The sequence below is a fragment of the Vitreoscilla sp. C1 genome (genome assembly GCF_002951955.2).
Classification (GTDB): Bacteria; Pseudomonadota; Gammaproteobacteria; order Burkholderiales; family Neisseriaceae; genus Vitreoscilla; species Vitreoscilla stercoraria.
Genome location: NZ_CP019644.2, coordinates 1,977,289 through 1,989,290, shown reverse-complemented (window position 1 = coordinate 1,989,290; position 12,002 = coordinate 1,977,289). Strand labels below are relative to the sequence as shown.

Genomic DNA, 12,002 nt, shown 5'->3' with positions numbered 1-12,002 from the left:
GTATATCAGCAGGTATCTGCATCTTTGAGTGGTTTACAGGCCGCCTTCAAATAAAAAACGTCTGATATAAGATGTAAATACTTGCTTAATGACGTATGGTTTGTTAAAAAGTGATGCATCGAGCATAGTAATTTGTACTGATGGCTTTGATTAATTGGGTACAGACGGCTTTGAATGATGAATTTTGAGTGTATTAACTGATGATTGCGTAAGCAATTCGTTTAACTTAGATAGAGGAAACTCTGATGAATTTACATGAATATCAAGCAAAAGCCTTGTTAGCAAATTACGGTTTGCCAGTACAAGGTGGTATCTTGGCCACCAATGGTGACGAAGCTGCGGCTGCGTTTGACGAATTGGGTGGTAAATTTGCGGTCGTTAAAGCACAAGTCCATGCTGGTGGTCGTGGTAAGGCTGGCGGTGTTAAAGTGGTTAAAACCCGTGAAGAAGCCAAAGAAGTGGCTGAGAGCTTGATTGGTACCAATTTGGTGACTTACCAAACAGATGCTGCGGGTCAGCCAGTTAACAGCGTGTTGATTTGTGAAGACATGTATCCAGTAGCGCGTGAGTTGTACTTGGGTGCAGTGGTAGATCGTTCTAGCCGTCGTATCACTTTCATGGCATCAACTGAAGGTGGCGTGGAAATTGAAAAAGTAGCAGAAGAAACACCTGAAAAAATCATCAAAGTGACTGTGGATCCATTGGTAGGCTTGTTGCCTAACCAAGCGCGTGAAACGGCGTTTGCTTTGGGTTTGGAAGGCAAGCAAATCAATCAATTCGTCAAATTGATGACAGGTTCTTACCAAGCTTTTGTTGAAAACGATTTTGCTTTGTTTGAAATCAACCCATTGTCTGTGCGTGAAAATGGCGAATTGGCTTGTGTGGATGCAAAAATCGGCATCGATTCTAATGCTTTGTACCGTTTGCCAGAAGTGGCTGCTCAACGTGACAAATCTCAAGAGAACGAGCGTGAATTGAAAGCTTCTGAGTTTGATTTGAACTATGTGGCTTTGGAAGGCAACATCGGCTGTATGGTGAACGGTGCTGGTTTGGCAATGGCAACCATGGACATCATCAAATTGTACGGTGGCCAACCTGCAAACTTCTTGGATGTTGGTGGTGGCGCGACCAAAGAACGCGTGGTTGAAGCGTTCAAATTGATTTTGGCTGATCCTTCTGTGCAAGGCGTATTGGTTAATATCTTCGGTGGTATTGTACGTTGCGACATGATTGCTGAAGCGATTATTGCTGCGGTCAAAGAAGTGAACGTAACCGTACCAGTGGTTGTGCGCTTGGAAGGCAACAATGCAGAATTGGGCGCGCAAATTTTGCGTGATTCTGGTTTGCAGTTGATCCCTGCTGACGGCTTGTCTGACGCAGCTCAAAAAATCGTTGAAGCTGTTAAATAAGGAGTGAATGAATGAGCGTTTTAGTCAATAAAAATACCAAAGTATTGGTACAAGGTTTTACCGGTAAAAACGGTACTTTTCACTCTGAGCAAGCTTTGGCTTATGGTACTCAAGTAGTCGGTGGTGTGACTCCTGGTAAAGGTGGTCAATCTCACTTGAACTTGCCAGTATTCAACACCATGCGTGAAGCGGTTACTGAAACAGGTGCAGATGCTTCTGTAATTTACGTTCCAGCACCTTTTGTTTTGGATTCTATTGTTGAAGCCGTGGATTCAGGCGTAGGCTTGATTGTGGTGATTACTGAAGGTGTGCCAACGATTGATATGTTGAAAGCCAAGCGTTACTTGGAAACCAACGGTAATGGTACACGTTTGGTAGGTCCTAACTGCCCAGGCGTGATCACTCCAGGCGAATGTAAAATTGGTATTATGCCAGGTCACATTCATACACCAGGTCGCATCGGTATCATTTCTCGTTCTGGTACTTTGACTTACGAAGCTGTGGCGCAAACCACCAAATTGGGCTTGGGTCAGTCTACTTGTATCGGTATCGGTGGTGACCCGATTCCTGGTATGAACCAAATTGATGCTTTGGAATTGTTCCAAAACGATCCAGATACTGACGCAATCATCATGATTGGTGAAATCGGTGGTACTGCGGAAGAAGAAGCAGCCGAATACATCCAATCTAACGTGACCAAACCTGTTGTTGGTTACATCGCGGGTGTGACTGCGCCTAAAGGCAAACGCATGGGTCATGCTGGTGCGATTATTTCTGGCGGTAAAGGTACTGCTGATGAGAAATTCGCAGCTTTTGAACGCGCAGGCATGGCTTACACTCGTAGCCCTGCTGAGTTGGGTTCGACCATGTTGGAAGTGTTAAAAGCACGTGGCATGGTTAAGTAATGGCTTGATAAAAATCAACATAAATGAAATGTTTGTGTAGATTTGAAAATAAAAGCGTCCTGTAAACTTACAGGACGCTTTTTGTTGTATGCTTAAGATATAGCGAGTGCAATAAATGTGTAGTTATTGATTGCCATCGCAGATTGATTGTTTACTTCTGGAGGAATGAAAGATGTCACAAGAATTTGAAAATCGCAAAAATGAATTGTTGAACGATGTGCGCGAAGTTTTGAAAGAGGCTGAAACATTGTACAAATCGGCAGTAGATGATGGATCTGCCGAAGCGCAAGAATTAAAGTCTAAATTGAAAGATCAATTGGACAATGCCAAGGTCAAATACGCTTCGTTAGAAGCGACTGTGGCAGACAAAGCCAAAGAAACGGCCAAGCAGGCCGATGTATTGGTGCATGAAAAACCTTATCAAGCATTGGGCATTGCGGCAGCTGCGGGTTTGTTATTGGGTGTGTTGTTGACACGCAAGTGAAATAATCTCAATAGTCTGCCTCAGGATGAGCATCATTCTGAGGCAGTTTGTATCTGATGTGAAAGGAGAAGCTTGTGAGTAAAGACCATCCAAGTCAATTTTCACTGTTAAAAGATTTGCTCGGCGACGGTTTAGATTTGCTGTTGATACGCGCCAAAATGGCTCGGGTAGATTTGTTGGGTTTCAAAGATGCGTTGTTAAAAATCATCTTGTGTGCCATTGCTGCGGTAGTGGTCGCATTTCTAGGTATTATTTGTTTGTTGTTTGCTTTGAATGCTGTATTGAGCCCAGTGGCAAAAATTTGGGTGTTTTTTGGATTGGTTGGCTTGGCTCTGATTGTCGTTGCCTCTTTGACAGCCATGATTTTGAATGCTTTGCAAAGTCAACAAGCATTTTTAAAAACCACACTGGATGATTTACAGGACGACTTAGCCTATATTCGCGGGCAAAAAAATTACGGTGACATTCATATTGAGGAGTTGGAAAAATGACACCTGATGAAGAAAAAGAATTATTGGAGTTAGAAGCACAAATCATTCGCTTGCGTATGTTGAATAATCAATATGCCCGCCATTTGCGTAAGAAAACATCCCATTCTTTGTTGGGCAATGTATCGGTAGTGAGGCAATTGGGTGAGGTCAATCCAGAGACTTGGCGCGCTTTTATAACACCGAACACTGTGCACAATAAAATTTTAATGCTGGTCATCACTGCGCTACTGGCATTTTTTAAGAAAAAGCGCTCTTAAACCCAACGCCTGAATATCAGGCGTTTTTCTTTGGTTTTCAATGGATTTATGGTGCGTATTGGTCAATGAGGGCATTGATTCAGGCGAATTGGCTTTTTTATGAATAATTGTAAGAAATTTACAACAATTATATTAGATGTGCGTTTGGTTAAAGATACACAGTGTTTGAGAGGAAAACTGTTTTATTTATAAGGTGTTTATGATGTGGTGATAGAGTATTGCCCATTGGTTGGTTGGATTTGGCAAAAACAGCAACGTTTAAATTGATTAATTTGAGTACGATTATAGTATCTGAATACCATCTGAAAATAATTCTTATAGATGACTGGAAATAACATTTTGGTGATATTGGGTGAGCATGGTGGTTAACAGCGTTAAAGCTAAGAGTGGCTTCGGTGTACCGTATTTGATACTCACGGAAAAAAAGTTAGATTGAGATTAATGTCTCATCCAGATAGGAATGATGTATGTTAAATAGATTATTTCTTTGGTTTTTACCAGTGTGAATCGCAGTATTGTTGCTTTATGTTAAAGAAAAAATCAGCTTAAATTTTTTGTTGTGCGTTGCAAAAAAATCGGTTAAGGTACGCCTACTACAGAGCAAAAATGAAACTAAATTTCGTAGAAGGAAACTGATAAAATGCGTTTACAAGATAAAGTTGCAATCATTACGGGTGGTGCAAGTGGTATTGGCTTGGCAACTGCCATCAAATTTGCACAAGAAGGTGCGTTTGTAGCCATTGGTGATTTGAATCAAGAAGCCATTGATGCAGCCATCAAAGAAGTTGAGGCTGTTGGCGGTCAAGCGGTCGGTTACATTTTGGATGTGACCAAAACAGACCAAATTGCGGCGATGCGCGATGCGTTGTTAGCTGATAAAGGTCGCATTGATATTTTGGTTAATAATGCTGGCATCGTATTGGATGCGCAATTGATTAAAATGACTGAAGACCAATTTGATAAAGTCATCGATATCAATTTGAAAGGCTCTTACAACATGGCGCGCGCTTTGGTAGACACTATGGTGGCACAAGGCTCTGGCGTGATTTTGAATGCCAGCTCAGTTGTGGGCGTGTACGGCAACTTTGGCCAAACCAATTACGCTGCTACGAAGTTCGGTGTCATTGGTATGGTGAAAACATGGGCGCGCGAATTGGGTAAAAAAGGCATTCGTGCCAATGCAGTTTGTCCAGGTTTTGTAGGTACGCCAATTTTGAAAGCCATGCCAGAAAAAGTATTGCAAAGTATGGCGGATAACATTCCGATGAAACGTTTGGCTGAGCCAAGTGAAATCGCGAATGTATATGCATTCTTGGCGTCAGATGAAGCCAGCTATATTAATGGTGCAGCCATTGAAGTCACTGGTGGCTTAACTTTGTAATTGAATTGAATGAAAGCGTCCTGTAATTTTACAGGGCGCTTTTTTTATGAGATGTTGGGAATTTGGCTTAGTAATGGTGCTTAATTGATATCTAACAGTTACATTGATGGCAATTTCGGTTAGAATCTAAATAAATATATCTATCTATAATATTGGCATTGCTGTGAGTGTTATATATAAGCCATAGTGAAACGTTTGTTTGATCCACTAAGAATTAATGCAAATCAATATATACTATGAGTTATTGTCAAATCTGGTGTATGGCATTCAGGCCGCTTTCTCTGTTGATTGCTCGTCTTCCTGCTTGCCATCTTTGAAGATGACGTTGTTGACCACCAAGGTCAATAAGTTGAATCCTTGAATCCGGCGCCAACGCTTTTGGGCCGTTTCCAATAATTTGTACACCATCGCCAAAGTGGTTTCTCTGGAACCGCAGTTTTTAGCCCGCTTACTACGCAATCGTACGGTAGCAAACGTGGATTCAATCGGGTTGGTGGTGCGGATGTGCGTCCAATGCACATTTGGAAAGTCATAGAATGCCAATAACTCTTCTTCATCCTTCACCAGTTTGTTAATGGCTTTGGGGTATTTGTCACCAAAGCGAGCCACTGTTTGTTTGAAGGCTTGTTCTGCACTTTCTTTGGTTTCGGCCATCCAAATTTCTTTCAAAGCCTCTCGCAATTTGCCTTGTACCGATTTGGGTACGGCTGCCAACACATTGGCCGTTTTGTGCACCCAACAGCGCTGATGTTTGGTGTCTGGATAAGACTTGGCCATGGCATTCCAAAAGCCCAACGCACCATCGCCGACCGCCAATTTTGGACTGGTTTCCAAACCCCTCAAACGCAAGCCTATCAACACTTCTGACCAACTGACTTCAGATTCCCGATAACCATCTTCAACCGCCACCAACTCTTTATGTCCTTGATCAGTCACACCAATGATGACCAGCAAACACAGTCTATCGTCCAATCGCACATTGCTGTAAATGCCATCGGCCCACCAATACACATAGCGTTTGCCCTTTAAATCCCGCTGGCTCCATTGCCGATGTTCGTCCGTCCAATGTTGCTTCAAACGACTGATGGTATTGGCTGACAAGCCTTTGGCCTGCTCTCCCAATACAGCCGCCAAAGCTTGTTGGTGGTCACCTGTGGAAATGCCTTTCAAATACAGCCATGGCAGCAATTCTTCGATGCTTTTGGTACGTTTCAAATAAGGCGGCAACAATTGACTGTTGAAACACACACCGTCACCACTGCGATCTCGTACCTTCGGCACTTTCACCTGTACATCACCAATGCCAGTCTGCACTGTTCGTTCCGGCAAATAACCATTTCTGACCAATGCTTGGCGACCATCGGGAAGTTTCTTGGGTGAGTGTTGCTCCAGCAAAATCTGCAATTCGGTTTCAACTGCTTTGGCAATCAACTCCCTGGCTCCCTGACGCAGCAAATCGGTCAATGGGTCATTGAATGTTTGCTGTGGTTGTACGAATGCATTTGGGTTAGAATCAGTCATGGCGTATTCCTTTTGTTGGTTGAAATCTTTGGTCGGAAATCAATCAACAGGATACGCCTTCTTCATTTGTTCGTCATACACCAGAAATGACTATAGCTCATATACTATATATTTGGTATGGTGATGTTGGTAGAGTGGGTTGATGTCGATTGAATGTTAATTTTAAAATTTTGGGTACACGCACAGTGAAATCAGTAAAGAATATTGTTTTAATTAGTTCCATGGTAGCCAGCTTAGCTGCTTGTACGGTTCCGGGTTCTGCACTCAAAATTAATAATAAAAATGTTGTAGCACAATCAGATCAACACGTCAGTATTGATGAGTTGGTAGATATTTATCCTATTACACCTTTATTGGTTCAGCGTTTGCAAAAACCTGCGTTGCATTCAAAAGAAAATATTGCATTATTGCAAGCCAAGCAAAAATACCAATATCGTGTACAAGCTGGCGATGTATTGAGAGTGACTGTTTGGGATCATCCTCAGTTGATGGCTCCAGTTGGGGTTGTACCTGTGTCATCTTCTAGAGATATGCCAACAACTGCTGGTCAAGTTATACATGAAGATGGTCGGATTTATTATCCTTATGTGGGCGCTATTTCTGTTGCAGGTAAAACCACGACTGAAATTCGTCGTATCGTCACTCAGCGTTTGGCGGGCTATATTAAAAATCCTAAAGTTGAAGTTGATGTGGTTCAATACCGTTCGCAACGAGTGTATGTTTCTGGTGCAGTGAGGGCATCTAATCAATTGCCTATTACGAATGTTCCTTTAACTTTGTTAGATGCCATTAATAATGTGGGCGGTTACAATGAAAATGCGGACATCCAAAATATTAAAATCACTCGTGATGGTCGAGATCTTGCAGTTTCTTTGTATGATTTGATGCAACACGGTGATTTAAGCCAAAACTTATTGTTGAAAGATGGCGATGTGGTTTATGTACCTAATAATGAGCGTATGAAAGTGCACATTTTAGGAGAAGTACAGGCGCAAAAAACGTTGCGTATGGAACCCGCTGGCATGACATTAACGGCTGCTTTAGGTGCAGCCAATGGCTTGAATAATAATATTGCTAATGCCAAAGGTGTTTTTGTGATTAGAGCTGAAAGTGGTATGTCAAATAATAAAATAGGTAAAATTTACCAACTGGACTTATCTGATGCCAGTGCTCATGTCTTGGGAGCGCAGTTTCAACTAGAGCCTAATGATGTGGTTTATGTAACTGCGGCTCCTGTGGCACGTTGGAATCGCGTTTTATCTAATATTTTCCCTTCAGTATCAAGTTTATTGGCGGTAAGTAATTCGGTTGGTAGCTTTTAATTCTAAAAAAGATAAGTAGCATGGTGATGGTAGTATGTTTAATAAAATACTTGTAGTATGCGTAGGGAATATCTGTAGATCGCCTATTGGTGAGGCATTGTTGAAAAAATATGTGACTCGTTGTCAAATTGATTCAGCAGGGGTCAAGGCTTTGGTTGGGAGTCAGGCTGATGCACAAGCTCAAGCTATTGCAGCAGAACATCATATTGATTTATCTAAGCATGAGGCCAAGCAGTTGACTCAAAAAATGTGTCAAGAGGCGGATTTGATTTTAGTCATGGAAGCTGGGCACGCTAATGTGATTGATGGTATTTGTCCTATGTCTCGAGGCAAGGTTATGCTATTTGGCCAGTGGCTTGGTGGCGATAAAGATATTGCCGATCCTTATCAAAAAAGTGATGAAATGTTTGCATTGGTTTATCAAAAAGTTGATGACGCAGCGAAATATTGGGCACAAAAATTAGGTTAAATTTGGAAGATTATTGTTGATGGCTAATGCAGAAAATACACGTAATAACAATTCTCGAAATGATGAAATTGATTTACATCAATTATGGGATGTAATTAATTTTAATAAGTATAAAATTATTGCAGCAGGAGGGGCAGGATTGTTGTTAGCAGTGGTGTATTTGATGTTGGCGTCTCCTGTTTACAAAGCTTCTGCATTGATTCAAGTTAGTTCAAATCAAAATAATTCGATTCTTGGAGGAGGCGGTGCTGCAAGTTTGTTAGGTGGTGGTGGTGGTAATAAATCAGATATTGAAATCAACTTAGCTAGATCCCGTATGGTTTTAGGCAAGACTGTGGATGATTTGGGTATAGATCTGCAAATTCAATATGATGAATTACCTTTGATAGGCCAATTATCACGTGACAATATAGCTGCCAATAAAGCTTTAGGGGTTAAAGTATTTAATATATCCGATCAACTTAGAAACCGAGAGTTTATTTTAGAAAATATTGATGGTAAAAGTTATCGTCTTTATATACCTGAAGATATTGATGGTAAGGCCGCTGATTCTAATCCGATAGAGGGTAAAGTAGGTAGTTCTTTGAAAGCTTCGGGAATTGAACTCTTTGTGAGTCAGATTGACGCCAAAGAGGGTCAGAAGTTTCTATTAACAAAACAGTCTCGCCTGGCAGCTATTGAAGCGATGCGTAATAATTTAACAGTTAATGACGTTGGGCGTGATACCGGTATTTTAGCTTTCTCTTATGTGGGTACGGATAAAGCCCTGATTAAAAATATTTTGAATCAGGTAGTGTCAAATTATGTGGTACAAGATCAAGAGTTTGGTATTTCTTCTGCAGGAAAAAGCTTAGATTTTATTAATAAGCAGCTGCCTGTAACCAAAGAGTCTTTGCAAATTGCTGAAGATGAATATAATGCTTTCCGTGAAAAAAATGCGACAATTGATCTGACGGTAGAGGCCGCCTCGATTTTACAGAACCTCACGAAAATAGAGGCGGACTTGACTATGTTGGCGACTAAAGAAGCCGAGTTGGCTGAATTGTTTACCAAAGATCATCCAAACTACCAAGCCTTGTTGGAACAACGAAAAATTTTAATGAGTAATAAAGATAGTTTGACGCAGCGTGTATCCACTATGCCACAGCTACAACAAGATATTATTCGTTTGCGTCGTGAAGTAGAAATACAGCAGGCAGTGTATATGCAGTTGTTGAATAAGCGCCAAGAGTTCTCAATTTTACAGGCAAGTAGTTCTGGTAAAGTGCGCGTAGTAGATGAGGGAGTTACCTTAGAAGAGCCGATTAAACCGAAAAAATCATTGATATTGTTCTTGTTAACAATCGGTTTCGCTGGTTTGGCTTCTGTCTATTTTGTATTAAAATCTTTATTTAATCGTACGATTACGGAAGCGCAGAGTTTAAATAAATTGGGTGTGGATGTGTTAGCCAGCATTCCATTATCGACAGTGCAAAAAAACAAAGATACATTATTTAAAAGTAAAAACAACAGTAAAGCAACTCGTACAGATTACTTGTTAGCTAAAGAAATGCCAACTGATGCAACGGTAGAGGCTATTAGAGCATTGCGTACCAGTGTTTACTTTATGGTGATGGAAGCTAAAAATAATATTTTGATGGTGTCTGGCGCTACTTCAGGTTTGGGTAAAAGCTTTGTCAGTGTGAACTTGGCTGTTGTGATGGCGCAATCGTCTAAAAAAGTTTTAATTGTTGATGCAGATATGAGAAATGGCTATTTACATGCCATGCTTAAACAGCCATTAGACTTTGGTTTTAGTGATGTGCTATCTGGTAAATGTACCGTAAATGATGCTATTCGCAAAACTGAAATAGATGGTTTGGATATTATCACGAGGGGCGAATTACCAAATAATCCTGCTGAATTGTTGATGAGCTCAGATTTAACTCATGTACTCAAAGAAGCAATGAGTCAATACGATTATATTATTTTGGATGTACCTCCTATTATGGCAGTTACTGACGCGGCAATCATGGGTCAGCAAGCAGGTAGTACTGTGATTGTGGCACGTTATGGCGTGACAACCGAACAAGATATTGAAAATACTATTTCACGATTTAACAGTAGTAATGTTGTGGTTAAAGGTGCTGTTTTGAATGGCGTAGAAAAATCTGCAAATAACCAATATGCGTATGAGGCATATAATAATTATCAACATCGATCTTAAATATTTGATAACTTTTAAAAAGTTAAAAATACCAAATTGATATTTGATTAAGGTGATTCAATTGGAAACAATGCACATTATTTTAATTGTTGCTTTGATTGGTTTGTTAGTGGTCTTTAAGATTGTGAAGGAAAAGCAATCTAAGGCCGCTGGCAGTCAAGCATCTGAAAAAGCAGGGCTGAAGAAAAAAAATAAAAACGAAGCTCAAAAATCAGATAAGTCTAGGCAAGCTAAAGGTGAGCATGCCAATTCTGAAACCGAGGAAAGTGACTCAGCTTCTAAAAACATTGAAGATCAGCTAACTCAAATTAATTTGAGCCAACCTGTTAAGGTATCTGTAGAGGAGGTCGATCCTTTAACAGAATACAAAGTTTATAAAGAATTCGGTTATTTGGATAAAGCAGCTGAGTCCTTACATGCTTATATTCAATCTCACCAAGTTAAAAATGTAGATATTTTATTAGAATTGTCTTCATTATATTTAAGCTTAGAAAACTACGAGGCGTTGAGTGATTTTGTAAGAACCAGCAAAAATGAATTCACTAATGAGCAAGTGGGTGAAATCATTCGTGTTGGTTTGGAGCAAGATGCTAATAACCTAGAATTACGTGTATTAGCGGATGAAGTGTTGAGTTGGGATGTTGAAACCATTAATACGCAGGTTTTGCATACTGAACAGCATGAGAATCAAGTTGTTGCAGAAAAATCTCAGGCTATGCCAGCTGAGAGTATGGCAAGTCATGATTCTAATATTCAGATGGTTGCTCGTGCTGCTACTGGCATCGAAGAAGGTAAATTGGTGGTCGGACATGGTTCCTTACAGCCGGTAACACATGAAGAGTTGCAAGTGATTTCTGCGATGTTACCTAATGATCACGCAGTAAAATTGATGAGAACCTTTGCCGATTACACTACTTTTACACATAAATTTGACCGTTCATTGTCTAAATTGAAAAATCCAGCAGCTGCATTGGTGGACGCATTGGGCTTGGATTACCAAAATAAAAATATCGATGCATTCGCCCATCATTTATGGGAGTTGTATAATATTTTGGGCAAGAATGGTCAAAATATTAAAGATAAAATGTTAGGCTGGGGCTATAGTTTAGGCAATCATGAAGTATTAAATCGTTTGGCTATGGTTAGCAATGAGCAAGAAGTACGTGATATTGGTCGTGAGTTTGGTTATCGAATGCAGCCTAAAAGTGCCAGCATGAGTTTACCATTGGTAAGTGATGATACAGGTTCTAGCTTGGCGAAAAGCTTGGGTCGAGATGTAAATAGTATTTTGCAAGAGGCCGATGCTTATTTGATGTATGGCCAATTAGATGAGGCGATGCAAGCGCTTGAACAAGGTATTAAGTTGCATAAAAATGAACCTCAATTGTATGTCAATTTGTTTGAATTGTATGAGCGTGCTGAAAGTTGGGAGCGCCTAGAAGAATTCTCTAAACGTTTGCGTACCGATGTGCATGACTTACCAGAGGAAGTTATCTTGGTGATGGCGAAGCTAGTACAAAAATTCAAAAATAATAATATTGGAATGGTGGCCTAATC

11 protein-coding genes are annotated in these 12,002 nt (G+C 40.4%); 10 read left to right on the top strand and 1 reads right to left on the bottom strand.

Annotation, left to right across the window (positions count from 1 at the left end; all coding sequences use genetic code 11):
- The first annotated feature begins 245 nt into the window (after positions 1–245).
- From sucC to fabG, 6 genes are all read left to right on the top strand, one after another.
- Positions 246–1,409 carry an ADP-forming succinate--CoA ligase subunit beta gene (gene sucC / locus ADP71_RS09785; RefSeq protein WP_019957046.1) on the top strand — a complete coding sequence of 388 codons (1,164 nt, stop codon included), beginning with the start codon at positions 246–248 and terminating at the stop codon, positions 1,407–1,409.
- 11 nt (positions 1,410–1,420) lie between these two features.
- Positions 1,421–2,314, top strand: coding sequence for a succinate--CoA ligase subunit alpha (gene sucD, locus ADP71_RS09780; protein ID WP_104932088.1), 894 nt, complete (start codon positions 1,421–1,423; stop codon positions 2,312–2,314).
- A 172-nt stretch (positions 2,315–2,486) separates the two neighbouring features.
- Positions 2,487–2,798: a DUF883 family protein gene (locus ADP71_RS09775; RefSeq protein ID WP_019957048.1), complete on the top strand. Its 312-nt coding sequence runs from the start codon at positions 2,487–2,489 to the stop codon at positions 2,796–2,798.
- A gap of 74 nt (positions 2,799–2,872) precedes the next feature.
- Entirely contained in the window at positions 2,873–3,289 is a 417-nt protein-coding gene (locus ADP71_RS09770; protein ID WP_019957049.1) for a phage holin family protein, read from the top strand.
- A complete protein-coding gene (locus tag ADP71_RS09765) occupies positions 3,286–3,546 on the top strand; it encodes a hypothetical protein (RefSeq protein WP_019957050.1) in 261 nt (86 codons plus the stop codon). The genes ADP71_RS09770 and ADP71_RS09765 overlap by 4 nt, the downstream gene beginning before the upstream one ends.
- A 640-nt stretch (positions 3,547–4,186) precedes the next feature.
- Positions 4,187–4,927: a 3-oxoacyl-ACP reductase FabG gene (gene fabG / locus ADP71_RS09760; RefSeq protein ID WP_019957051.1), complete on the top strand. Its 741-nt coding sequence runs from the start codon at positions 4,187–4,189 to the stop codon at positions 4,925–4,927.
- A 267-nt stretch (positions 4,928–5,194) separates the two neighbouring features.
- On the opposite strand, the gene ADP71_RS09755 is transcribed toward fabG, so the two are convergent.
- Positions 5,195–6,448, bottom strand: a complete 1,254-nt coding sequence (locus tag ADP71_RS09755; protein ID WP_104931213.1) for an IS256 family transposase — start codon at positions 6,446–6,448, stop codon at positions 5,195–5,197.
- 185 nt (positions 6,449–6,633) lie between these two features.
- Between ADP71_RS09755 and ADP71_RS09750 the strand changes: the two genes are divergently transcribed.
- The 4 genes from ADP71_RS09750 to ADP71_RS09735 all read left to right on the top strand — a co-directional run bounded on the left by ADP71_RS09750 (position 6,634) and on the right by ADP71_RS09735 (position 12,000).
- Complete coding sequence (locus ADP71_RS09750) at positions 6,634–7,770, top strand: polysaccharide export protein (protein ID WP_216603996.1); 1,137 nt, start codon at positions 6,634–6,636, stop codon at positions 7,768–7,770.
- A 34-nt stretch (positions 7,771–7,804) separates the two neighbouring features.
- Positions 7,805–8,239, top strand: coding sequence for an arsenate reductase/protein-tyrosine-phosphatase family protein (locus tag ADP71_RS09745; protein WP_026353344.1), 435 nt, complete (start codon positions 7,805–7,807; stop codon positions 8,237–8,239).
- A 19-nt stretch (positions 8,240–8,258) separates the two neighbouring features.
- Positions 8,259–10,445, top strand: coding sequence for a polysaccharide biosynthesis tyrosine autokinase (locus ADP71_RS09740; RefSeq protein WP_171461121.1), 2,187 nt, complete (start codon positions 8,259–8,261; stop codon positions 10,443–10,445).
- 61 nt (positions 10,446–10,506) lie between these two features.
- Complete coding sequence (locus ADP71_RS09735) at positions 10,507–12,000, top strand: tetratricopeptide repeat protein (RefSeq protein ID WP_171461120.1); 1,494 nt, start codon at positions 10,507–10,509, stop codon at positions 11,998–12,000.
- Positions 12,001–12,002: the final 2 nt, after the last annotated feature.

Excerpts from the sequence above, each read along its gene's own strand:
- sucD (WP_104932088.1), top strand. The coding sequence starts at position 1,421 with ATGAGCGTTTTAGTCAATAAAAATACCAAAGTATTGGTACAAGGTTTT.
- ADP71_RS09745 (WP_026353344.1), top strand. The coding sequence starts at position 7,805 with ATGTTTAATAAAATACTTGTAGTATGCGTAGGGAATATCTGTAGATCG.
- fabG (WP_019957051.1), top strand. The coding sequence starts at position 4,187 with ATGCGTTTACAAGATAAAGTTGCAATCATTACGGGTGGTGCAAGTGGT.
- ADP71_RS09775 (WP_019957048.1), top strand. The coding sequence starts at position 2,487 with ATGTCACAAGAATTTGAAAATCGCAAAAATGAATTGTTGAACGATGTG.
- ADP71_RS09755 (WP_104931213.1), bottom strand. The coding sequence starts at position 6,448 with ATGACTGATTCTAACCCAAATGCATTCGTACAACCACAGCAAACATTC.
- ADP71_RS09765 (WP_019957050.1), top strand. The coding sequence starts at position 3,286 with ATGACACCTGATGAAGAAAAAGAATTATTGGAGTTAGAAGCACAAATC.
- sucC (WP_019957046.1), top strand. The coding sequence starts at position 246 with ATGAATTTACATGAATATCAAGCAAAAGCCTTGTTAGCAAATTACGGT.
- ADP71_RS09740 (WP_171461121.1), top strand. The coding sequence starts at position 8,259 with ATGGCTAATGCAGAAAATACACGTAATAACAATTCTCGAAATGATGAA.